Origin of the sequence: Citrobacter sp. RHBSTW-00859, assembly GCF_013729795.1 — a bacterium.
In the GTDB taxonomy this organism is placed as follows: domain Bacteria; phylum Pseudomonadota; class Gammaproteobacteria; order Enterobacterales; family Enterobacteriaceae; genus Citrobacter; species Citrobacter braakii.
The window spans coordinates 3,639,269-3,663,104 of the sequence record NZ_CP056284.1 but is presented as its reverse complement, the minus strand read 5'-3'; the positions used below and the strand labels follow the sequence as shown (position 1 = coordinate 3,663,104).

Genomic DNA, 23,836 nt, shown 5'->3' with positions numbered 1-23,836 from the left:
TAACAGTTACATTTAAGATCACAGCGTTTTGATAATCCTGGCGGGATTGCCCCCAACCACGCAGTTTGCCGGAACGCTTTTCGTGACCACCGCGCCTGAGGCCACAACCACGTTATCACCCAACGTTACGCCAGGGTTTATCACTGCGCGTCCACCTATCCAGACGTTGTTGCCAATAGTCACGGGTTTGCCGAGCTCCATGCCACTGTTTCGCTCGGTGGCATCCAGCGGGTGGGTGGCGGTATAAATATGGACTCCTGGGGCTAACATGCAGTTGTCGCCAATATGGATCGGGCAGACGTCGAGCATAACGCAGTCGAAGTTGGCGTAAAATTCTTTACCGAGATAAATGTTATAGCCGTAATCACAACGAAAAGAGGGTTCAATGTAAGCCCCTTCGCTCTGGCCCAACAGCTCATGCAGGATAGCTTGTCGCGCATTTTTTTCATCGGGAGCGGTGAGATTGTAGCGATGGGTCAACTGACGAGCGCGTAGTCGGTCGTGGCGCAATGTTTCATCCGCCGGGCGATAAAGTTCACCGGCGATCATTTTTTGCTTTTCATTACTCATTACGAATTTCCTGTGTACTGGAGGTCATTTCAACACAGTAAAACGCAATGCAAACAAGGGGAACGTTCCCATTTCTTCGTTGTGATCGTAGTCACGTGATTTGATTTAAATAACCATTGTAAATACGAAAATGGTCAGCCAGACAAATGTACCGCTATACCTGACTTAACCCGTGAGCAATTAGCGAATGAATTTCCAAACAGAAGTTGGAATCTTGTCGTAGAGCTTATTCATGGTCAATTCAGCAAGGCGGTGATCTGCTGCTGAGTAAAATACAGCCAGTTCGTTGTCGGACAATTCATATTTATTTTTTTCAATAACGCGCTCAAGTGTGTCAATTGTCTGACAACGTCGCAGGCGCATCAAATAATCAGTTTTAGTTAATGGTTTATCGGACATAAATCTTACCTATGATTGTAATAATTTTTAACAAGACAAACTAACAGGATTAGCCCTGGTGGCATTGACAAAACAGCGAAACAGTCGATTACCTGACTTCCGCCATTTCTGCAGATCCTGCGTATTAATACCATAACTGCTGAACAACATAAAAGTGTCATCCAGGTATTCATCTATCTGCGCGACCAGCTTATTGTCCTCATTGTACTTAATTTTATAATTAAGTGCGAAGGTTGCAATATGCTCTATCAGTTCATTGAGCTGCAAGCTGGTGGCAGAGGTAGGGTCATTAACCCAGCCATGGTTACTTTGTTCAAGGTTTGCAAGACAGTCATGATACAGGGTTTCGCAGAGAAATTTAAGCTGCGCGATATCATGTCTTTTGGGTGAGTATTCATCCATAACGCATCCCCTTCTTCGTGGCTTAAACTAACCGAACACCTTCGGGATGGATACAACAGACTACCTGGAACTTGCCCGCGACTCCTGATGATTTAACTATAATCTAGTCTAAAAAAGATTTCATCGTCATATCACGAAAAATTACAATTATGCAAACTTATGATGTCAGGTCATTTTTACATTTTAACAGATAAATGCGGTTATTCGGAATCGGACAATTTCTTTATTCTTCGGGCAATCATCGAGTTATCTTGATTAGGTTTAGCAACGAAAGGTAACAATCGACAATGTGAACCGCTTACCAAGAATAATCTTAATATTTATTAAAGTAAATAAGAACTCTCAATGATTTTTAAGAATAGCCTTTAAGGCTACAGGGATTATATCGCTTATTTACCCTGGAGAAAATAAACGAAATAGCAATAAGTGATTTTTATGATTTTTCCAGAAAAAAGGCCGCTTGCGCGGCCTTATCTTTAGAGATCTATCAATGATGGTCTACTGAGTGGCTATGCTCAAGATCTTCACTTTTGCGGCTAAAGCGGCGGCGTACCACCACAAAGAACACCGGAACAAAGAAGATAGCCAACACGGTTGCCGTCACCATCCCGCCCATTACGCCAGTACCAACGGCGTTCTGCGCGCCGGAGCCTGCGCCGGAGCTGATAACCAGCGGCATTACGCCCAGAATAAAGGCCAGCGATGTCATCAGGATCGGACGTAAACGCATGCGGACCGCATCCAGCGTCGCCTCTATCAGACCTTTACCCTCTTTATCCATCAAGTCTTTGGCGAATTCGACGATAAGTATCGCGTTCTTCGCCGACAACCCAATGGTTGTGAGCAGGCCTACCTGGAAGTAAACGTCGTTGGTCAGGCCGCGGAACGTTGCCGCCAGCAATGCACCGATAACACCTAACGGTACCACCAGCATGACGGAGAACGGAATTGACCAGCTCTCGTACAATGCCGCCAGACACAGGAATACGACAATCAGTGAAATGGCATACAGAGCAGGGGCCTGGTTGCCGGACAGTCGTTCCTGGTAGGACATACCGGTCCAGTCATAGCCGATACCGGATGGCAGTTTGCTGGCCAGTTCCTCCATCATTGCCATGGCTTCACCGGTACTTTTACCCGGTGCGGCCTGGCCTAAGATTTCCATGGAAGGCAGACCGTTATAGCGTTCCAGACGTGGTGAACCATATTCCCAACGTGAGGTAGAGAAGGCGGAGAACGGTACCATCTGTCCATCGCTGCCGCGGACATACCAGTTTCCAATATCTTCCGGCAACATACGGTATTTCGCTTCAGACATGATGTAAACTTTCTTCACACGACCACGGTCGATGAAGTCATTTACGTAGCTTCCGCCCCATGCTGCACCCAGCGTTGTATTAATATCACTAATGGATACACCCAGAGCCTGCGCTTTTTCCTGATCGATATCGATCTTGAACTGCGGCGTGTCTTCCAGACCGTTAGGACGTACGCCGACTAACAGATCAGGATGTTTCGCAACTTCACCAAACAGCTGGTTACGCGCCTGAGTTAGCTTCTCATGACCTAAACCTGCCTGGTCAATCAGCTGGAAGTCGAAACCGGTCGCGGTCCCTAACTCCACAATCGCTGGCAGGTTAAAAGCAAAGACCATCGCGTCTTTAATCTGCGAGAATGCGCCCATCGCACGTTGAGTAATTGCCTCAACCTTGTTCTCCTCGCCTGGACGTTCACTCCAGTCTTTCAGAGACACGAATGCGATACCGGTGTTCTGACCACGTCCTGCAAAACCGAAGCCGTTAACGGCAAACACCGATTCAACGTTCGCTTTTTCTTTGGTCAGATAGTAATCCGTCATTTCGTCCAGCACCTTCTGGGTACGCTCTTGCGTTGCACCCGCTGGCAACTGAGCCATTGACAGGAATACCCCCTGGTCTTCATCCGGCAGGAACGAGCTTGGCAGACGAACGAACAGATAGGCCATACCCACGACGATGATCAGATACAGCGCCAGATAACGACCGGTGCTGCGCAGAATTCCGCCCACGCTGTCGGTGTAATGGTGCGTGCTCTTATCGAACATGCGGTTAAACCAGCCGAAGAAACCTTTTTTGCCTTCTCCGTGATCGCCTTTAGCAACCGGTTTGAGCATGGTCGCACACAGGGCAGGGGTCAGAATCAATGCCACCAGGACTGATAACGCCATCGCCGAAACAATGGTGATGGAGAACTGACGGTAAATTGCACCGGTAGACCCCCCGAAGAAGGCCATCGGAATAAATACCGCTGACAGCACCATGGCGATACCAACCAGTGCGCCCTGAATCTGGCCCATCGATTTACGCGTTGCTTCCTTCGGTGGTAGCCCTTCCTCAGCCATTACACGTTCAACGTTCTCGACCACAACGATGGCGTCATCCACCAACAGGCCGATGGCGAGCACCATCCCGAACATCGTCAGCGTGTTTATTGAGAAGCCGAAAATCGCAAGGACGGCAAACGTACCCAATAGCACCACCGGCACGGCGATAGTCGGAATCAGCGTCGCGCGGAAGTTCTGCAGGAACAGATACATTACCAGGAACACGAGGATGATGGCTTCCGCCAGCGTTTTCACTACTTCGTGAATAGAGATTTTCACGAACGGCGTGGTGTCATACGGGTAAACGATCTTCAGACCTGACGGGAAGAACGGTTCCATCTTCTTCAGTTCATCGCGGATAGCGTTTGCAGTGTCCAGGGCGTTAGCGCCTGTCGCCAGCTTGATACCCAGACCGGATGCCGGTTTACCGTTGAACTTCGCAATGATGTCGTAGTTCTCGCCACCCAGTTCGACTTTCGCTACGTCACGCAGACGCACCTGGGAACCGTCCTGATTCACTTTCAGCAGAATTTTGCTGAACTCATCGGCGGAGGTTAGACGGGTTTGCGCGATGATCGAAGCGTTAAGCTGCTGGCCTTTCACCGGCGGCGTACCGCCTAACTGACCGGCTGCAACCTGGGCGTTCTGCGCTTTGATGGCGCTGATCACATCAACCGGCGTCAGCTGGAAGTTATTCAGTTTGTTCGGATCCATCCAGATGCGCATCGCGTACTGGGAACCGAACAGCTGAACATCACCCACACCTGAAGTACGGCTGATGGCGTCCTTCATGTTGGCGCCCACGTAGTCGGAAATATCCTCCTGCGTCATGGTGCCGTTGGTGTTGATAACGCCGACAACCATCAGGAAGCTACTGGATGATTTCTCAACGCTCACACCCTGTTGTTGTACTTCCTGAGGCAGAAGCGGCATTGCCAGCTGCAGTTTGTTCTGCACCTGTACCTGCGCGATATCCGCATCAGTACCAGACTGAAAGGTAAGCGTGATCTGCACGGTACCCGTGGAGTCACTGTTTGAGGACATGTACATCAGGTTATCGATACCGTTCATATTCTGTTCGATAACCTGCGTAACAGTATCCTGTACTGTTTTGGCATCAGCGCCAGGGTAGGTCGCGGAGATCGTCACTGCTGGCGGTGCAATAGTCGGATATTGCGCTACCGGCAATTTGAGGATCGCGAGCCCCCCTGCCAACATGATGATAATGGCGATCACCCACGCAAATATTGGGCGATCGATAAAGAAATTAGGCATGTCTTAACGGCTCCTGTTTAAGTTAAGACTTGGACTGTTCAGGCTGGCTACCGCTTGCAGCTTGCTGGTTGTTTTCAGCGGTGATTTCCTGCGCTTTTACCTGCGCGCCAGGACGTACTTTTTGCAGCCCAGTGACAATCACGCGGTCGCCCGGTTTAAGTCCATCAGTGACTAACCATTTGTCGCCAATCGCTTGTGCGGCGACAATTTGACGGGTTTCAACTTTGTTGTCTGCACCGATAACCAATGCACTGGCATCGCCACGCGGTGTGCGGGTAACGCCTTGCTGTGGAACCAGTAATGCAGTTGGGTTAGTCCCTTCTTCCAGACGAGCACGGACGAACATACCCGGCAGTAAGGTGTGATCCGGGTTAGGGAAGATTGCGCGTAACGTAATCGACCCGGTGGTTTGATCTACCGTGACATCAGAAAATTCCAGCGTACCGGACTGCGGGAATTTAATGCCGTCATTGGTCACCAGTTCGACTTTCGCTTTACCGTTTTCTTGCTTCAGCGTGCCGTTGACCAACTCTTGTTTCAGGCGCAGGAAATCGTTGCTTGACTGCGTCACGTCCACATAGATGGGATCCAACTGCTGAACGGTTGCCAGTGCGGTTGCCTGACCGTTTTGCACCAGAGCGCCTTCAGTAACGGATGATTTACCAATGCGGCCGCTGATCGGCGACGTCACTTTGGTATAAGCCAGATTGATGCGTGCAGTTTCTACCGCGGCTTTCGCGGCGACAACGGAGGCGTTCGCCTGCTGTGCGTCTGCCAGTGCACTATCGTAATCCTGTTGACTGATGTACTTAGTACCCAACAGTTTCTGATAACGTTTGACCGTCAGTTGAGCGATATTTGCTGCGGCTTGTGCTTTTGCCAGATCGCCTTTTGCGCTTTCATAAGCGGCCTGGTAAGTAGCAGGATCAATCTGATAGAGAGATACACCCGCTTCGATGTCACCACCTTCCGTGAAATTACGCTTCAGGATAATACCGCTAACCTGAGGACGAACTTCTGCAATGCGATACGCACTGGTGCGACCCGGGAGTTCGGTTGTTATCTGTAGAGGTTCAGTTTTGAGCGTAACAACTCCAACCTCTGGCATCTGCTGGCCCCCTTGTTGGGCCTGTTTGTCGTCACATCCTGTTAGCGCTAAGCTGCCTGAGAGCATCAGAACGACTGCCAGAGGCGTTAACCCTCTGTTTTTGTTCATATGTAAACCTCGAGTGTCCGATTTCAAATTGATCAATGGCTGAAAGCCCATAAACCCATTGCTGCGTTTATATTATCGTCGTGCTATGGTACATACATTCACAAATGTATGTAAATCTAACGCCTGTAAATTCACTGACCTATGGCACGAAAAACCAAACAACAAGCACAGGAAACTCGACAGCACATTCTCGATGTCGCTCTGCGTTTGTTTTCGCAACAAGGGGTATCATCCACCTCGCTTGCGGAGATCGCAGCAGCCGCTGGTGTCACGCGCGGCGCGATCTATTGGCATTTCAAAAACAAATCGGATTTATTCAGTGAAATCTGGGAGCTAGCAAAACCTAACATTGATGAGTTAGAGACTGAGTATCAGGCAAAATTCCCCGACGATCCACTATCAGTATTAAGAGAAATTTTAATTTACGTTCTTGAAGCTACCGTGACAGAAGAACGCCGACGTTTATTGTTGGAAATTATATTCCACAAATGCGAATTTGTCGGGGAAATGGCCTCAGTTCAGCTAGCTCAACGCAGTCTGTGTATTGAAAATTACGACCGTATCGAACAAACATTGCGGCACTGCATGAACGCCAACATGCTGCCGGAAAATCTGAACACGCGTCGCGTGGCGGTGCTGCTGCGTAGTTATGTTACCGGAATTATCGAGAACTGGTTATTTGCCCCTGAATCTTTTGATCTGAAAAAAGAGGCTCGGGAATACGTCGCCGTGCTGCTTGAGATGTGTCTTCTCTGCCCAACCTTGCGGGTTAATGTAACGGAAACCTGTTAACTCTCTGGGTCTGTCCCAGGAATTCTCCAGGTCATTTTGCCTCCTGCTATTCTGCCGGTCACAGCCGTGATATTCTTGCCGCTTGACTATTTTCGGTCACTTTTCCGGTTCAGAAACCTTCATTCTCATGACTATGTTGCAGCTCTATAAACGTTCACAGCATCTTATTGCTATTACCATTCTTTTCTTCATTCTTTTGCTATCCTGCCAGTCATCTGCATTTGCGCGGGCGCAACAGAGTGGTGAACTGCCGACGAAAGCGGATATTCAGAGCCAGTTAGACACGCTGAATAAACAAAAAGATCTCTCCGCACAGGATAAGCTGGTTCAACAGGATCTCATCGATACCATTGCCACGCTGGATAAAATCGATCGTGTGAAGGATGAAACCGTACAGCTTCGGCAAAAAGTTGCCCAGGCGCCGGAGAAAATGCGTCAGGCGACGGATGCGCTAAATTCGCTTAGCGATGTCGATAATGACGATGAAACGCGAAAAACGCTGAGTACGCTCTCCTTACGACAGCTTGAGTCGCGCGTGTCGCAGGTCCTGGATGACCTGCAAAGCTCGCAAAACGATCTGGCCGCTTACAACAGCCAATTGGTATCGCTGCAGACACAGCCAGAGCGTGTACAAAATGCGATGTACACCGCGTCGCAACAGATGCAGCAAATCCGCAATCGACTCGATGGCACCACTGTGGGAGAGGCGGCTTTACGCCCCAGCCAGCAGGTGCTGCTGCAGGCGCAGCAAGCATTGCTGAACGCGCAGATCGACCAGCAGCGTAAGAGCCTCGAAGGGAATACCGTTTTGCAGGATACCCTGCAAAAACAACGCGATTATGTGACGGCGCACAGTAACCGCCTTGAACACCAGCTCCAGCTCCTGCAAGAGGCGGTGAACAGCAAACGACTGACGTTAACCGAAAAGACGGCACAGGAAGCGGTAACGCCGGACGAAGCCGAGCGTATTCAGTCCAATCCGTTAGTGAAGCAGGAACTTGATGTTAACCATCAGCTCAGCCAGCGCCTGATTGCCGCGACTGAAAACGGCAACAGCCTGATGCAGCAAAATATCAAGGTCAAAAACTGGCTTGACCGCGCGCTGCAATCCGAACGCAACATTAAAGAGCAGATCGCCGTTCTGAAAGGCAGTCTGCTGCTGTCGCGCATTTTATATCAGCAACAACAAACGCTGCCGTCGGCGGATGAGCTTGCCGATATGACCAACCGGATCGCCGATTTGCGTCTGGAGCAGTTCGAAGTTAACCAGCAGCGCGATACGTTGTTCCAGAATGATGCGTTTGTCGCCAAACTGGAAGAAGGGCACAGCAACGACGTTAACCCTGAAGTCCATGATGCCCTGCTGCAGGTCGTGGATATGCGTCGTGAACTGTTGGATCAGCTAAATAAGCAGCTGGGCAACCAGTTGATGATGGCGATTAATCTGCAAATCAACCAGCAGCAGTTAATGAGCGTGTCGAAAAACCTGAAAGAGATCCTCACGCAGCAAATCTTCTGGGTTAACAGTAACCGTCCGATGGACTGGGACTGGATCAAAGCCTTCCCGCAAACCCTAAAAGACCAGTTTAAGTCGATGAAAATCACGGTGAACTGGGAAAAAGCCTGGCCCGCCGTATTTATTGCGTTCCTGGCAGGGCTGCCGCTGCTGCTTATCGCCGGGTTAATCCGTTGGCGTTTGAAGTGGCTGAAGGATTATCAGGCAAAATTAGCCGCCGCGGTGGGGAACCTGCGCAATGACAGTCAGCTTAATACGCCAAAAGCGATTCTGATCGATCTCATCAGAGCCTTGCCGGCGTGTCTGATTATCCTCGCGGTGGGTCTGATTCTGCTGACTATGCAACTGAATATTAGCGACCTGCTGTGGGCGTTCAGTAAGAAGATGACCATCTTCTGGCTGGTGTTTGGTCTGTGCTGGAAGGTGCTGGAAAAAGATGGCGTGGCGATACGTCATTTTGGCATGCCAGCGAAGCAGACCAGCCACTGGCGTCGCCAGATTGTGCGTATTAGCCTTGCGCTGTTGCCGCTTAACTTCTGGTCGGTCATTGCTGAGCTGTCGCCGCTTAATTTGATGGACGATGTGCTTGGCCAGGTGGTCATTTTCCTCAACCTGCTGCTGATCGCCTTCCTGGTATGGCCAATGTGCCGCGAAAGCTGGCGTGACAAAGAGTCGCATGGTCTGCGTCTGGTCACTATTACCGTGCTGTCTATTATTCCGATTGCATTAATGGTGCTGACGGCGACAGGGTATTTCTACACCACGCTGCGCCTGGCGGGCCGCTGGATTGAAACGGTCTATCTGGTTATCCTCTGGAATCTGCTGTACCAGACGGTACTGCGAGGGTTGAGCGTAGCGGCTCGCCGTATCGCCTGGCGTCGTGCGTTAGCGCGTCGTCAGAACCTGGTGAAAGAAGGGGCCGAAGGCGCAGAGCCGCAGGAAGAACCGACTATTGCGCTGGAGCAGGTTAACCAGCAAACGCTGCGTATAACCATGCTGGTGATGGTTGCCCTGTTTGGTGTTCTGTTCTGGGCCATTTGGTCTGATTTGATCACCGTGTTCAGCTATCTCGACAGCATAACGCTCTGGCATTACAACGGCACCGAAGCGGGTGCGGCAGTGGTGAAAGACGTCACCATGGGCAGCCTGTTGTTTGCGATTATTGCGTCAATGGTCGCGTGGGCGCTGATCCGCAACTTACCCGGCCTGCTGGAAGTGCTGGTGCTCTCGCGACTGAAGATGCGCCAGGGGGCTTCTTATGCGATCACCACGATCCTGAATTATGCCATCATCGCCATCGGTGCGATGACGGTCTTCGGATCGCTCGGCGTCTCGTGGGATAAGCTACAGTGGCTGGCCGCTGCTCTCTCGGTTGGTCTTGGTTTCGGCTTACAGGAGATTTTCGGGAACTTTGTTTCCGGTCTGATTATTCTGTTTGAACGCCCGGTACGCATCGGCGATACCGTGACCATCGGTACGTTCTCCGGAACGGTCAGCAAGATCCGTATCCGTGCCACCACCATTACTGACTTCGATCGTAAAGAGGTGATTATCCCGAACAAAGCATTCGTGACGGAGCGTTTGATCAACTGGTCGCTCTCCGATACCACCACGCGTCTGGTGATCCGCATTGGCGTGGCCTATGGTTCGGATCTGGACAAAGTGAAGAAGGTGCTGTTGCAGGCGGCGACAGAACACCCGAAAGTGATGCACGATCCGGAGCCTGCAGTGTTCTTTACCGCCTTCGGCGCCAGCACGCTGGATCATGAGCTGCGTTTATACGTGCGTGAATTGCGCGATCGTAGCCACACGGTTGATGAACTTAACCGGGCGGTCGATCGTTTGTGTCGTGAAAATGACATTGATATCGCCTTTAACCAGCTCGAAGTTCATCTGCATAACGCGAAAGGTGACACCGTGACCGAGGTTAAGCGTGACATCATTAAAGGTGACGATCCGACGCCTTCGGTAGGTTAACAGAAATAATCATCAGGCCTGCGAGCTTCGATTCATTCGTAGGCCTGATAAGTGCAACGCCATCAGGTTTTCAGTTACCGCTCTTTTTTAGATAAAGAGAGCAGTTTCTTCTCGTAATCCTGCTTCACAATCTCCAGTGCTTTCAGAACTGTTTCAGGCTCCATCTGATTCTCTTCAAGCAGGACAATCAAATCGACGGCCAGTTTGACTTCATCTGGGGCGTTCTCTAATGACATAAATTCTCCGGGGATTAGCGGGTTAAACGCGCCAGCACATTATCTATTCTTGCCAGTGCATGACGACAGCGTGCCAGTCGTGCCTCGAATGCCTCTACTTCGCGATGCAGTTTTTGCTGTTCTTCAAAGCCCGTAACCTGTGCCAGGCGTTCTTTACGTTCACGCGTCATTTCAACCAGGCGGCGCTCAAACTCCTGGTGTTGAACTCGCTTACGCTGCCAGCGCGCCAGGCCAGGAGAGGCGCTGTCCCACTCCCGGAGCGACCAACTGGCGGTTTCACGTGAAATCGCCTCTAACTGTGAGGCAAGGTGTTCCGTAAGCCAGGTAATTTGTGGTAGTTGTTGCTGTTCAACTGCGCGACGTAGAGCAGTGAGATTATCATCAGCTTCATCCAGACAGGCCTGTAGCAACGTGCTGCGGGTGTGAAACAGATGCCTGTCAAAGCGGGCGCTAAGCGTGGCATGGTGTGCCAGTGGGGCACAACGCTGCCGCAAGCGGTTAAGCTGGTTTTCGAGCGTCTGAAGCAGCATGACGGTTTTTACGACAACACTCCGATGAAAATGAGAACTGTTATGATAAAGTAGCGATTCTCTGTGTTAAGTATTCATATTATGCAACGCATTATTCTAATCGTCATAGGCTGGATAGCGGTAGTGTTAGGAACGCTGGGCGTTGTATTGCCTCTGTTGCCGACAACGCCGTTTATCTTGCTGGCCGCCTGGTGTTTTGCTCGCTCGTCGCCGCGTTTTCACGACTGGTTGCTGTACCGTTCGTGGTTCGGCGGGTATCTGCGCCACTGGCAAAAACACCGCGCGATGCCGCCGGGAGCAAAGCCGCGCGCTATTTTGTTGATCCTGGTAACGTTTAGTATTTCACTGTGGCTGGTCAATATGATGTGGGTACGCGGCCTGCTGCTGGTTATTCTCGCCTGTTTACTGATTTTTATGTGGCGGATCCCGGTGATTGATGAAAAACAACAAAAGCAGTAAAGCGCAATAAACGCTGTTGCAATTGTCTCTCACAGCCAGTAAATTCGACCGTTTTCGAGCACAGGCGCAGGTGGTCAAAGGTTAAGCAAATATAACCTTGGCTCTTATACAGACACAAAATCATTCAAGATACGTCGAGGATGAAGTGTATAGTGCGCCGTGAAGTAATACTGTATTAATCAGGCACAAACTTATGACCGCGACTGCACAGCAGCTTGAGTTTCTCAAAAATAGCATCAAAAGCATCCACGATTACCCAAAACCGGGCATTCTTTTTCGTGATGTCACCAGTTTACTGGAAGACCCGAAAGCCTACGCCCTCAGTATTGAATTGCTGGTTGAACGCTACAAAAATGCGGGTATCACTAAAGTGGTTGGTACCGAAGCGCGTGGCTTCCTGTTTGGCGCGCCGGTAGCGTTGGGTCTGGGCGTTGGTTTTGTTCCGGTACGTAAACCCCGTAAGCTTCCGCGTGAAGTTATTGCTGAGAGCTATGAGCTGGAATACGGCACCGATCAACTGGAAATCCACGTTGATGCCATCAAACCAGGCGATAAAGTCCTGGTTGTGGACGACCTGCTGGCAACCGGCGGCACGATTGAAGCGACCGTGAAACTGATCCGCCGTCTGGGTGGTGAAGTGACCGATGCTGCATTTATCATTAACCTGTTTGATCTGGGCGGCGAGCAGCGTCTGGAAAAGCAGGGGCTGACCTGTTATAGCCTGGTTCCATTCCCGGGCCACTAATTTCGGGCTATCTTATCTCGGCAGATTAATACCGAGACACACAACCTCGCCGTCGCTGCGAGGTTGTGTTAGCATTATCTCCCTGTGAATCCACCCTCCAGCCTTTCAGAGCCTGCCAATGAGTTATCAGGTCTTAGCCCGAAAATGGCGCCCACAAACCTTTGCTGACGTCGTCGGCCAGGAACATGTGCTGACGGCACTGGCGAACGGCTTGTCGTTAGGGCGTATTCATCATGCTTATTTATTTTCCGGCACCCGTGGCGTCGGGAAAACGTCAATCGCCCGTTTGCTGGCGAAGGGATTAAACTGTGAAACCGGCATCACCGCTACGCCGTGCGGCGTGTGCGATAACTGCCGTGAAATCGAGCAGGGGCGCTTTGTCGATCTGATTGAAATCGACGCCGCCTCACGCACCAAAGTCGAAGACACCCGTGACCTGCTGGATAACGTCCAGTACGCGCCAGCGCGAGGTCGCTTTAAGGTCTATTTGATCGACGAAGTGCACATGCTGTCGCGCCACAGTTTTAACGCCTTGCTGAAAACGCTCGAAGAGCCGCCCGCGCACGTTAAGTTCCTGCTGGCGACTACCGATCCGCAGAAGCTGCCGGTGACTATCCTGTCGCGCTGTCTGCAATTCCATCTTAAAGCGTTGGATGTCGAACAGATTCGCCATCAGCTTGAGCATATCCTCAAAGAAGAGCATATCGCCCATGAGCCACGTGCGTTGCAACTGCTGGCTCGCGCCGCGGACGGCAGCCTGCGCGATGCGCTGAGCCTGACCGATCAAGCGATCGCCAGCGGCGATGGTCAGGTCTCGACCGACGCGGTCAGCACCATGCTTGGTACGCTGGACGACGACCAGGCGCTTTCGCTGGTTGAAGCGGTTGTGGCTGCGGACGGCGAACGCGTTATGACGCTGGTGAACGATGCCGCCGCGCGCGGTATTGAATGGGAAGCGCTACTGGTTGAAATGTCGGCTCTGCTGCATCGTATTGCCATGGTTCAGCTTTCACCTGCCGCACTCGGCAGCGATATGGCCGCTATTGAACAGCGTATGCGCGAACTGGCGCGAATCGTCCCGCCAACCGATGTGCAGCTTTACTACCAGACCCTGTTAATCGGGCGCAAAGAACTGCCGTATGCGCCGGACAGGCGAATGGGCGTTGAAATGACGCTGCTACGTGCGCTGGCTTTTCATCCGCGCATGCCGCTCCCGGAGCCTGAAGCCCCACGACACTCGTTTGCCCCGGTCGCACCCACTGCGGTGATGAACCCGACGCAGGTGCCGCAGCAGCCTGCGGCAGCGCAACAGCAACAGAATGTGCCGCTCTCCGATGCTACCAGCCAGGTGCTGGCGGCACGCAGCCAGCTGCAACGCGCTCAGGGAGCAACCAAACCAAAAAAGAGTGAACCGGCAGCCGCTTCCCGCGCGCGGCCGGTGAATAATGCTGCGCTGGAAAGACTGGCTTCGGTGTCGGAACGTGTTCAGGCGCGTCCAGCGGTCTCTGCACTGGAAAAAGCGCCAGCGAAGAAAGAAGCGTATCGCTGGAAAGCGACCAATCCTGTTGCAGAAGTCAAAGAAGTCGTCGCTACGCCGAAAGCGCTGAAAAAAGCGCTTGAGCATGAAAAAACGCCAGAACTGGCGGCAAAGCTGGCGGCTGAGGCCATCGAACGCGACCCGTGGGCCGCACAGGTAAGCCAGCTCTCGCTGCCTAAACTGGTGGAGCAGGTGGCGCTTAATGCCTGGAAAGAAGAGAATGGCAACGTGGTTTGCCTGCACCTGCGTTCCACGCAGCGACACCTTAACTCCAGCGGCGCGCAGCAAAAACTGGCCGAAGCATTGAGTTCCTTAACAGGGTCAACGGTTGAATTGACCATCGTTGAAGATGATAATCCAGCGGTGCGCACGCCGCTGGAGTGGCGTCAGGCAATTTATGAAGAGAAACTCGCGCAGGCGCGTGAGTCGATTATTGCGGATAATAACATTCAGACGCTGCGTCGTTTTTTCGATGCGGACCTGGACGAAGAGAGTATTCGCCCCATTTGATCGTCAGCCATTACGGTTTGACGGTCGTCATCCCTTAACGTGATTGAGAGAGAAGCCTATGTTTGGTAAAGGCGGTCTGGGTAACCTGATGAAACAGGCCCAGCAGATGCAAGAAAAAATGCAGCAGATGCAGGAAGAAGTCGCCAAGCTGGAAGTGACCGGCGAATCTGGCGCGGGTCTGGTAAAAGTAACCATCAACGGCGCGCATAACTGCCGTCGTGTGGAGATCGATCCAAGCCTGCTGGAAGACGACAAAGAGATGCTGGAAGACTTGGTTGCTGCGGCATTCAACGACGCCGCGCGCCGTATTGAAGAGACGCAGAAAGAGAAGATGGCCTCTGTTTCCTCCGGAATGCAGCTGCCGCCTGGCTTTAAGATGCCGTTCTGATGCAAACCAGCCCGCTGTTAACTCAGCTTATGGAAGCGCTGCGCTGTCTGCCGGGCGTTGGCCCGAAGTCTGCGCAGCGCATGGCGTTCACGCTGCTTCAGCGCGATCGCAGCGGCGGGATGCGTCTGGCGCAGGCGTTAACGAAGGCGATGTCGGAAATCGGCCACTGTGCCGATTGCCGCACATTCACAGAACAGGACGTCTGCAACATCTGCTCGAACCCGCGTCGCCAGGAAAATGGTCAGATTTGCGTGGTGGAGAGTCCGGCGGACATCTACGCCATTGAGCAAACCGGGCAATTTTCCGGACGTTACTTCGTGCTGATGGGACACCTGTCACCGCTGGACGGTATTGGCCCTGATGATATCGGGCTGGATCGTCTTGAGCAGCGGCTGGCATCTGAGCAAATCAGCGAACTGATCCTGGCGACCAATCCCACGGTCGAAGGAGAGGCGACCGCCAACTATATTGCTGAGCTTTGCATGCAATATGACGTTGAAGCCAGCCGTATCGCCCATGGCGTTCCGGTTGGTGGCGAGCTGGAAATGGTTGATGGCACCACGCTGTCGCACTCTCTGGCAGGACGACACAAGATTAAATTCTGAACAAACGGAGGCCGCGACGGCGGCTTCCGCTTGAAATCCTTCCCGCTTGTCCCCATTTCACCCTCAACCTGTTTTTACCATTGAAAATGGCATTGTTGAGGTAGACCTACATGAAAGGACAAGAAACTCGTGGTTTTCAGTCAGAAGTAAAACAGCTTCTGCACCTGATGATCCATTCTCTGTATTCCAATAAAGAAATCTTCCTGCGTGAGCTTATCTCTAACGCCTCGGATGCGGCAGACAAGCTGCGTTTTCGCGCACTGTCTAACCCGGACCTGTATGAAGGTGACGGTGAGCTGCGTGTGCGTGTTTCCTTCGATAAAGATAAGCGTACGTTGACCATTGCCGATAACGGCGTGGGGATGAACCGCGATGACGTTATCGATCATCTGGGGACCATTGCGAAATCCGGTACTAAATCTTTCCTTGAATCCATGGGATCCGATCAGGCGAAAGACAGCCAGTTGATCGGCCAGTTCGGGGTTGGCTTCTACTCTGCGTTCATCGTGGCGGATAAAGTCACCGTGCGTACCCGCGCAGCGGGCGATAAACCGGAAAATGGTGTGTTCTGGGAATCTGCGGGTGAAGGTGAGTACACCGTTGCCGACATCACCAAAGACGATCGCGGCACCGAAATCACGCTGCATCTGCGCGAAGGCGAAGACGAGTTCCTTGATGACTGGCGCGTACGTTCCATCATCAGCAAATATTCCGACCATATCGCGCTGCCGGTAGAGATCGAAAAATCCGAAGAGAAAGACGGCGAGACCGTGGTTTCCTGGGAAAAGATCAACAAGGCGCAGGCGCTGTGGACCCGTAACAAGTCGGAAATCAAAGACGACGAGTACAACGAATTCTACAAACATATCGCGCACGACTTCACTGATCCGCTGACCTGGAGTCATAACCGTGTGGAAGGTAAGCAGGAGTACACCAGCCTGCTGTACATCCCGTCTCAGGCTCCGTGGGATATGTGGAACCGCGATCACAAGCATGGTCTGAAACTGTACGTTCAGCGCGTGTTCATTATGGACGACGCCGAGCAGTTTATGCCGAATTACCTGCGCTTTGTGCGTGGCCTGATAGATTCTAACGATCTGCCGCTGAACGTTTCTCGTGAGATCCTGCAGGACAGCACCGTCACCCGTAACCTGCGTAGCGCGCTGACCAAACGCGTACTGCAGATGCTGGAAAAACTGGCGAAAGACGACGCAGAAAAATACCAGACCTTCTGGAAACAGTTCGGCCTGGTGCTGAAAGAAGGCCCGGCGGAAGACAACGCTAACCAGGAAACGATCGCTAAGCTGATGCGCTTCGCGTCCACGCACACTGACTCCTCCGCACAAACCGTGTCGCTGGAAGACTACGTGTCGCGTATGAAAGAAGGGCAGGAGAAAATCTACTACATCACCGCAGACAGCTATGCGGCGGCGAAGAGCAGCCCGCACCTGGAACTGTTGCGTAAGAAAGGCATCGAAGTGCTGCTGCTTTCTGACCGTATCGATGAGTGGATGATGAACTACCTGACCGAGTTCGACGGTAAGGCATTCCAGTCCGTAGCCAAAGCTGACGAGTCCATCGACAAGCTGGCGGATGACGTTGACGAATCGGCAAAAGAAGCGGAAAAAGCGCTGACGCCGTTCGTTGAGCGCGTGAAAACCCTGCTGGGCGATCGCGTAAAAGAAGTGCGTCTGACTCACCGTCTGACCGACACGCCGGCCATCGTTACCACCGATGCGGACGAAATGAGCACCCAGATGGCGAAACTGTTCGCTGCTGCCGGCCAGGCCGTACCGGAAGTGAAATATATCTTTGAACTCAACCCGGACCACGTGCTGGTCAAACGCACGGCGGATACCCAGGACGAAGCACAGTTCAAAGAGTGGGTTGAACTGCTGCTGGATCAGGCGCTGTTTGCTGAACGCGGCACGCTGGAAGATCCAAACCAGTTCATTCGTCGTATGAACCAGTTGCTGGTGTCCTGATAGCCGTAAGGTAATGCCGGATGATGCTAACGCGTGTCCGGCTTACACCATCTCGTCGATCCCTGGCCGGATACGGTGTTTACACCGCGATCCGGCATTTTCTCTCCTCATTTTTAATTTTCCCACCGTTAACCGTTTCAGCGTCGGGCGTCTTCCTTGAGCCAATTGCGTGATGGTGGTATCGTTTAGCGCTTTTTAAAAAATATCGACAACCTTTAAGGGGATTTTCGTAATGCGTATCATTCTGCTTGGCGCTCCGGGCGCGGGTAAAGGAACTCAGGCTCAGTTCATCATGGAGAAGTATGGTATTCCGCAAATCTCCACCGGTGATATGCTGCGTGCTGCCGTGAAATCTGGCTCCGAGCTGGGCAAACAAGCGAAAGACATCATGGACGCCGGTAAGCTGGTGACTGATGAGCTGGTGATCGCGCTGGTAAAAGAGCGTATTGCTCAGGAAGACTGCCGTAATGGTTTCCTGCTTGATGGCTTCCCGCGTACTATTCCGCAGGCTGATGCCATGAAAGAAGCAGGCATCAACGTGGACTACGTTCTTGAATTCGACGTTCCGGACGAGCTGATCGTTGACCGTATCGTGGGTCGTCGCGTACACGCTGCTTCTGGCCGCGTTTACCACATCAAATTCAACCCGCCTAAGGTTGAAGGCAAAGACGACGTGACCGGCGAAGAGCTGACCACCCGTAAAGACGATCAGGAAGAGACCGTACGTAAGCGCCTGGTGGAATACCATCAGATGACCGCTCCGCTGATCGGCTACTACTCTAAAGAAGCGCAGGCGGGTAACACCAAATACGCGAAAGTTGACGGCACCCAGGCTGTGGCTGACGTTCGCGCAGCGCTGGAAAAAATCCTCGGTTAAGTTTTAGCGCAGTCAATGCCGGATGGCGGTGTCAACACCTTATCCGGCCTACGATTTTATGTAGGCCTGATAAGCACAGCGCCATCAGGCAAATTCTCGTCTTACCTTTCACAGCAATTAGTTCTTCTTTATCGCTTTTCCGCTACAATTATCAACAATTTGAATCGATAAGAGGCGGTAATGCGTCAGACGAAAACCGGTATCCTGCTGGCAAACCTCGGCACTCCCGATGCCCCAACCCCCGAAGCCGTTAAGCGCTACTTGCGCCAGTTTTTAAGCGATCAACGCGTAGTCGATACGTCACCTGCGCTGTGGTGGCCGCTGCTGCGTGGTGTGATTTTGCCGCTGCGTGCACCACGCGTGGCAAAGCTGTACCAGTCAATCTGGATGGAAGACGGTTCCCCGCTGATGGTCTACAGCAAGGCGCAACAGCAGGCGCTGGCACAACGTCTGCCACATACGCCTGTCGCGCTGGGGATGAGCTACGGTTCACCGTCGCTTGAAAGCGCGGTCGATGAACTGCTGGCAAGCGGAGTTGAACACATGGTGGTGTTACCGCTGTACCCGCAATATTCCTGTTCTACCGTGGCGGCAGTCTGGGATGAACTGGCGCGAATCTTAGCGCGTAAACGCAGTATTCCTGGTATCTCATTTATTCGTGATTACGCCGATGACAGCAGCTACATTGATGCGCTGGCCAAGAGCGCCCGTGATTCATTTGCTCAACATGGTGAACCCGATTTGCTGCTGCTTTCCTACCACGGCATTCCGCAGCGCTACGCCGATGAAGGCGATGACTACCCGCAGCGTTGTCGCGATACGACTCGTGAGCTGGTTTCAGCGCTTGGCTTGCCGCCGGAAAAAGTGATGATGACCTTCCAGTCTCGCTTTGGCCGTGAACCGTGGTTGACGCCATATACCGATGAAACGTTAAAAATGCTGGCGGAGAAAGGGACCCGACATATCCAGGTCATGTGTCCGGGCTTCGCGGCTGATTGTCTCGAAACGCTGGAAGAGATAGCGGTGCAAAACCGGGAGATTTTCCTTGAGGCAGGCGGTAAGCAATATGAGTATATTCCGGCGCTGAATGCCACACCGGAACATATCGAAATGATGGTTAAACTGACCGCAGCCTACCGTTAAAGCTGCGCTCTGAAGTAACGTGCGCCCTCCCGCAACGCATCGTCGGCGGTTTTCATCATCCGCGAATAGTGCAGGAAGGCGTGCAACGTGCCGGGGTACATTTTGTACTGGCAGGGCTGCTGATGCGCCTGTAGCGTCTGGAACAATAAGCGGCTATCGTCAATCAGCGGATCAAACTCCGCACCGGCGATAAAGCACGGCGGTACGTCGCGCGTCAGGTCGTTATTAAACAGGCAATAGTACGGTGATTCACGATCGTCGGCGCTACGCAGGTACGCGTTTTCGTACATCTGCAGATCCTCGCGGGTTAAACCATCCCAGGCGCCGCCCATTAGCCGTCGGCTCAGTGAATCCTGCAGGCCGTAAAGCCCATACCACAACAGCACGCCAGCCACTTTGCCGCAGGCAATTTGTTTATCCCGCAACCACAACGCGCTGGCAAGCGCCAGCATGGCCCCGGCGGAATCGCCCGCAAAACCAATATGATTCACATTAAGGGAATAATCGCCAGCGTGCTGATAAAAGTACTGACACACGGCGACAATCTCTTCGATGGCTTGCGGGTAGCGGGCCTCTGGCGCAAGCGAATAGTCGATGCCAATTATCGTGCACTGCGTATAGCGCGCCAGTAAACGCATAATGCGATCGTGGGTATCCAGATTACCGAGAATAAAACCGCCGCCGTGCAGGTAATATAGCGTCGCCTGGCTATGGGGCTGCGGAGCGTAAATTCGTGTGGCAACGGGGCCGCATGCGGTGGAAATAACACATTCTCGGGTATTCATCTGTGGGGCATCGGCATTCCACAACTGCCGTTCATGAATGTAGTGTTTACGCTGGGCCACGAAGTCATCGGCAGCGGGCCACGGCGGCAAATCTTCGCGATGAAAATTCACTACACTTTTCATTTCATCCGAAATGTTGTCGAGTACGGGGATCTTGTTTTCCGGCTTCATAAAGCGCTCCTTGTGAAGGTGAGTTATTGTAGAAATTCATCCCGGATAAACTGCGATCTCACCGTCCGATATTGAAACTCAGCGCCGCATCGCATGCGCAGCGGGGAATGTGCTACCATGCATCGCTCAGCTAACCACCCGTAAAATCGACCATGAAATTTCCCGGTAAACGTAAATCCAAACACTATTTTCCCGTCAGCGCGCGCGATCCGTTGCTGCAACAAATTCAGCCAGAAAATGAAACCAGCGCAGCCTGGGTGGTGGGTATTGACCAGACGCTGGTGGATATTGAAGCCAAAGTTGATGATAACTTTGTAAAACGTTATGGATTAAGCGCCGGGCACTCTCTGGTGATTGCAGATGATGTCGCTGAAGCGCTCTACCAGGAACTGGTACGTGAAAATTTGATCACCCATCAGTTTGCGGGCGGTACTATCGGTAATACGATGCACAACTACTCCGTGCTGGCGGATGACCGCTCGGTGCTGCTGGGTGTGATGTGCAGCAATATCGAGATTGGCAGCTATGCGTATCGCTATTTATGCAATACCTCCAGTCGTACCGATCTGAACTACCTGCAGGGCGTAGATGGACCGATTGGTCGCTGCTTTACGCTGATTGGCGAGTCCGGTGAGCGTACCTTTGCAATCAGCCCTGGGCATATGAACAAGCTGCGGGCGGATAGCATCCCTGAATCGGTGATTGCCGGCGCGTCCGCGCTGGTGCTGACGTCCTATCTGGTGCGCTGCGAGCCGGGCGAGCCAATGCCGGAAGCGACCATGAAGGCGATCGAATTTGCTAAAAAACACAATGTACCGGTGGTACTGACGCTGGGCACTAAATTTGTCATTGCCGATAATCCGCAGTGGTGGCAGGCATTCCTGAAAGAGCATGTCTCAATTCTGGCGATGAATGAAGAAGAGGCCGAAGCGCTGACCGGCGAAAACGATCCGCTGCTGGCGTCCGACAAGGCGCTGGATTGGGTGGATCTGGTGCTGTGCACAGCGGGTCCGGCGGGTCTTTATATGGCGGGCTTTACGGAAGAAGAAGTCAAACGTAAAACCCAGCATCCGCTGCTGCCTGGGGCCATTGCCGAATTCAACCAGTACGAGTTTAGCCGCGCCATGCGCCATAAAGATTGTACTAATCCGCTGCGTGTGTATTCGCACATCGCGCCGTATATGGGCGGCCCAGAGAAGATCATGAATACCAACGGCGCTGGCGACGGCGCGCTGGCGGCATTACTGCATGATATTACCGCTAACAGCTATCACCGCAGCAACGTGCCTAACTCCAGCAAGCACAAGTTCACCTGGCTGACCTATTCGTCGTTAGCCCAGGTGTGTAAATATGCGAATCGCGTGAGTTATCAGGTGCTGAACCAGCATTCCCCGCGCCTGACGCGCGGTTTGCCGGAACGCGAAGATAGCCTCGAAGAGTCGTACTGGGATCGTTAAATCATGCACATGCCGGATAAGCGATAGCGTCATCCGGCAACGACATCAGCCAGTAACGACCACCTCACCTGCAGGCGGCGTTTCAATCAGCTCCAGCATGGTACGGGCGATTTCACGCTCACCCATGACGACCTGATTGGCGCCGCGTTCGGTAATGTATTCCACCTCGTCGTCATAATGCGCGCGGGCGATAATCTCAATCGACGGGCTCTTCTCGCGTGCTGAAGCGACAATTTCACCTGCTTCATAGCCATTGGGAATAGTCAGCAGCAGCCAGCGTGCGCAATCCAGATGCGCCAGATTCATAATTTCTTCGTTGGCGGCATTTCCCAGCACCGCGCGGATCCCGCGCTCGCGCAGTTCATCCACTCGGGTGCGTGAGGTTTCGATAACTACCAGCGGGATCCCCGCAGCCATCAATTTCTCGCCCAGCAGGCTACCGACGCGCCCAAAGCCAACCAGCAGGGCGTGATTGCAGATATCCACCGGAATTTGCTTCTCTTCTTCAATAGCCTCTTCCAGCGTCTGTTCTTCCAGCGTTTCTGTTTTGGCGAGATATTTTTCTAACACCGCGAACAGCACCGGGTTAAGCATGATGGACAGGATCGCCCCCGCCAGCACCAGATTCTGTCCGGCCTGCGGCAGCAGATTTAACGCCATGCCCAGACCCGCCAGGATAAAAGCAAATTCACCAATCTGCGCCAGGCTGGTGGCAATGGTGAGCGCTGTGCGTTGGGAGTGACCAAACAGGCGCACCAGGAAATAGGCGGCAAGGGATTTACCAAAGATGATAATCGCCAGCGTGCCCAGCACCGCCAGCGGCTGCTGAATCAGAATCATGGGATCAAAGAGCATCCCGACGGAAACAAAGAACAGTACGGCGAACGCATCGCGCAGCGGCAGGGTGTCATGCGCCGCACGGTGACTCAGTTCAGATTCGTTCAGCACCATGCCGGCGAAGAATGCCCCCAGTGCAAAGGAGACATCGAACAGCTCCACTGCGCCAAATGCGATACCTAATGCGAGGGCGAGGACTGATAGGGTAAACAGTTCGCGTGAGCCGGTTGCGGCGCTGCGGGCCATAATCCACGGTACCAGGCGGCGACCGACCAGCATCATAATTGCGATAAACGCCACTACCTTACCGATGGTAATGCCCATATCTACGGCCAGCGAGGCAAAGCCGACATCTTCTTTTTCCAGCATTCCAGCGACGGCTGGCAGGAGAACCAGCGTCAGCACCATCATCAGGTCTTCGACAATCAGCCAGCCAATGGCGATTTGCCCGCGCTGACTGTCAATGAGCTGCCTTTCTTCAAGCGCACGCAATAGCACCACGGTACTGGCGGTTGAAAGACACAGACCAAACACGATCCCTACCATCAGCGACCAGCCCATCACCGCTGAAAGCGCCATGCCCAGCAGCGTTGCCACCGCTATCTGGGCAATCGCGCCGGGAATGGCGATAGACTTTACCGCCATCAAATCCTTCAGCGAAAAGTGCAGCCCCACGCCGAACATCAGCAGGATTACGCCAAGCTCGGCCAGTTCAGGCGCTAGCTTGGTATCAGCAACAAAACCAGGTGTAAATGGACCGGCCAGAACGCCCGCTAACAGATATCCCACCAGAGGAGAAATACGTAGTTTATTGGCAATCATGCCTAATATAAAAGCGAGCACAAGGCCGCCGACAATGGTGGTGATAAGCGGGGTGGCGTGATGCATTCCGTCTCCTTTGGTTGCTGTGATAATCCTGAAAACTCAAACGACGAGTAATAGTTTATGACAATTTTGATGTTTTTGTTTGTGAATAATTATTGAATTTTGATGAAAATAGGATTTTAGACGTAAAAAAGCACGGATCGGAAAAGTACAGCGGTATGTGAGAGGCAAAGGCTG

General features: G+C 52.6%; 20 protein-coding genes and 1 other annotated feature. Of the genes, 11 read left to right on the top strand and 9 right to left on the bottom strand.

The window, feature by feature from the left end; translation table 11 throughout:
* Positions 1 to 18: 18 nt before the first annotated feature.
* The 5 genes from maa to acrA form a co-directional block, all read right to left on the bottom strand.
* Positions 19 to 570, bottom strand: coding sequence for a maltose O-acetyltransferase (maa, locus tag HV302_RS18310; RefSeq protein ID WP_016152072.1), 552 nt, complete (start codon positions 568 to 570; stop codon positions 19 to 21).
* 180 nt (positions 571 to 750) lie between these two features.
* A complete protein-coding gene (locus HV302_RS18305; RefSeq protein WP_002892050.1) occupies positions 751 to 969 on the bottom strand; it encodes an HHA domain-containing protein in 219 nt (72 codons plus the stop codon).
* Positions 970 to 996: 27 nt separating this feature from the next.
* Positions 997 to 1,371 carry an Hha toxicity modulator TomB gene (tomB, locus tag HV302_RS18300; RefSeq protein ID WP_019076175.1) on the bottom strand — a complete coding sequence of 125 codons (375 nt, stop codon included), beginning with the start codon at positions 1,369 to 1,371 and terminating at the stop codon, positions 997 to 999.
* 487 nt (positions 1,372 to 1,858) lie between these two features.
* Positions 1,859 to 5,008: an efflux RND transporter permease AcrB gene (gene acrB, locus HV302_RS18295; RefSeq protein ID WP_016152073.1), complete on the bottom strand. Its 3,150-nt coding sequence runs from the start codon at positions 5,006 to 5,008 to the stop codon at positions 1,859 to 1,861.
* A 22-nt stretch (positions 5,009 to 5,030) separates the two neighbouring features.
* Positions 5,031 to 6,224, bottom strand: a complete 1,194-nt coding sequence (acrA, locus tag HV302_RS18290) for a multidrug efflux RND transporter periplasmic adaptor subunit AcrA (protein ID WP_181626389.1) — start codon at positions 6,222 to 6,224, stop codon at positions 5,031 to 5,033.
* A gap of 141 nt (positions 6,225 to 6,365) precedes the next feature.
* Here acrA and acrR point away from each other — a divergent pair, with 141 nt between their 5' ends.
* Both acrR and mscK read left to right on the top strand, forming a co-directional pair.
* Positions 6,366 to 7,016 (top strand): multidrug efflux transporter transcriptional repressor AcrR, encoded by a 651-nt coding sequence (gene acrR, locus HV302_RS18285; protein WP_047416857.1) that lies wholly within the window; start codon positions 6,366 to 6,368, stop codon positions 7,014 to 7,016.
* 127 nt (positions 7,017 to 7,143) lie between these two features.
* Positions 7,144 to 10,509 carry a mechanosensitive channel MscK gene (gene mscK / locus HV302_RS18280; RefSeq protein ID WP_016152076.1) on the top strand — a complete coding sequence of 1,122 codons (3,366 nt, stop codon included), beginning with the start codon at positions 7,144 to 7,146 and terminating at the stop codon, positions 10,507 to 10,509.
* 74 nt (positions 10,510 to 10,583) lie between these two features.
* Here the strand turns inward: mscK and rsmS are convergent, their stop codons facing one another.
* Positions 10,584 to 10,745, bottom strand: a complete 162-nt coding sequence (gene rsmS / locus HV302_RS18275) for a pleiotropic regulatory protein RsmS (RefSeq protein ID WP_019076177.1) — start codon at positions 10,743 to 10,745, stop codon at positions 10,584 to 10,586.
* A gap of 14 nt (positions 10,746 to 10,759) precedes the next feature.
* Positions 10,760 to 11,275 carry a primosomal replication protein N'' gene (gene priC, locus HV302_RS18270; protein WP_087121827.1) on the bottom strand — a complete coding sequence of 172 codons (516 nt, stop codon included), beginning with the start codon at positions 11,273 to 11,275 and terminating at the stop codon, positions 10,760 to 10,762.
* Positions 11,276 to 11,356: 81 nt separating this feature from the next.
* Here priC and HV302_RS18265 point away from each other — a divergent pair, with 81 nt between their 5' ends.
* The 8 genes from HV302_RS18265 (at position 11,357) to hemH (ending at position 19,524) form a co-directional block, all read left to right on the top strand.
* Positions 11,357 to 11,734, top strand: coding sequence for a DUF454 family protein (locus HV302_RS18265; protein WP_181546133.1), 378 nt, complete (start codon positions 11,357 to 11,359; stop codon positions 11,732 to 11,734).
* Between the two features lie 193 nt (positions 11,735 to 11,927).
* The gene (gene apt, locus HV302_RS18260; protein ID WP_006685676.1) at positions 11,928 to 12,479 is read left to right on the top strand and encodes an adenine phosphoribosyltransferase; all 552 of its coding nucleotides are present in this window, start codon (positions 11,928 to 11,930) and stop codon (positions 12,477 to 12,479) included.
* Between the two features lie 118 nt (positions 12,480 to 12,597).
* Positions 12,598 to 14,526, top strand: coding sequence for a DNA polymerase III subunit gamma/tau (dnaX, locus tag HV302_RS18255; protein WP_181546131.1), 1,929 nt, complete (start codon positions 12,598 to 12,600; stop codon positions 14,524 to 14,526).
* Positions 13,859 to 13,923: a sequence feature (DnaX frameshifting element), on the top strand. (Overlaps the previous gene by 65 nt.)
* Before the next feature lie 58 nt (positions 14,527 to 14,584).
* Positions 14,585 to 14,914, top strand: a complete 330-nt coding sequence (locus HV302_RS18250) for a YbaB/EbfC family nucleoid-associated protein (RefSeq protein ID WP_003021764.1) — start codon at positions 14,585 to 14,587, stop codon at positions 14,912 to 14,914.
* The gene (recR, locus tag HV302_RS18245; RefSeq protein WP_016152082.1) at positions 14,914 to 15,519 is read left to right on the top strand and encodes a recombination mediator RecR; all 606 of its coding nucleotides are present in this window, start codon (positions 14,914 to 14,916) and stop codon (positions 15,517 to 15,519) included. The genes HV302_RS18250 and recR overlap by 1 nt, the downstream gene beginning before the upstream one ends.
* A 110-nt stretch (positions 15,520 to 15,629) precedes the next feature.
* Positions 15,630 to 17,504 carry a molecular chaperone HtpG gene (gene htpG / locus HV302_RS18240; protein ID WP_016152083.1) on the top strand — a complete coding sequence of 625 codons (1,875 nt, stop codon included), beginning with the start codon at positions 15,630 to 15,632 and terminating at the stop codon, positions 17,502 to 17,504.
* A 232-nt stretch (positions 17,505 to 17,736) separates the two neighbouring features.
* Positions 17,737 to 18,381 (top strand): adenylate kinase, encoded by a 645-nt coding sequence (adk, locus tag HV302_RS18235; protein WP_003021773.1) that lies wholly within the window; start codon positions 17,737 to 17,739, stop codon positions 18,379 to 18,381.
* Positions 18,382 to 18,561: 180 nt separating this feature from the next.
* A complete protein-coding gene (gene hemH / locus HV302_RS18230) occupies positions 18,562 to 19,524 on the top strand; it encodes a ferrochelatase (protein WP_049271278.1) in 963 nt (320 codons plus the stop codon).
* Here hemH and aes read toward each other — a convergent pair.
* Complete coding sequence (gene aes / locus HV302_RS18225) at positions 19,521 to 20,480, bottom strand: acetyl esterase (RefSeq protein ID WP_047501896.1); 960 nt, start codon at positions 20,478 to 20,480, stop codon at positions 19,521 to 19,523. The two genes, hemH and aes, sit on opposite strands and share 4 nt — an antisense overlap.
* A 152-nt stretch (positions 20,481 to 20,632) precedes the next feature.
* Here aes and gsk point away from each other — a divergent pair, with 152 nt between their 5' ends.
* Positions 20,633 to 21,937 carry an inosine/guanosine kinase gene (gsk, locus tag HV302_RS18220; protein ID WP_016152086.1) on the top strand — a complete coding sequence of 435 codons (1,305 nt, stop codon included), beginning with the start codon at positions 20,633 to 20,635 and terminating at the stop codon, positions 21,935 to 21,937.
* Positions 21,938 to 21,982: 45 nt separating this feature from the next.
* On the opposite strand, the gene ybaL is transcribed toward gsk, so the two are convergent.
* Positions 21,983 to 23,662 (bottom strand): YbaL family putative K(+) efflux transporter, encoded by a 1,680-nt coding sequence (gene ybaL, locus HV302_RS18215; RefSeq protein ID WP_047501892.1) that lies wholly within the window; start codon positions 23,660 to 23,662, stop codon positions 21,983 to 21,985.
* Between the last annotated feature and the right edge of the window lie 174 nt (positions 23,663 to 23,836).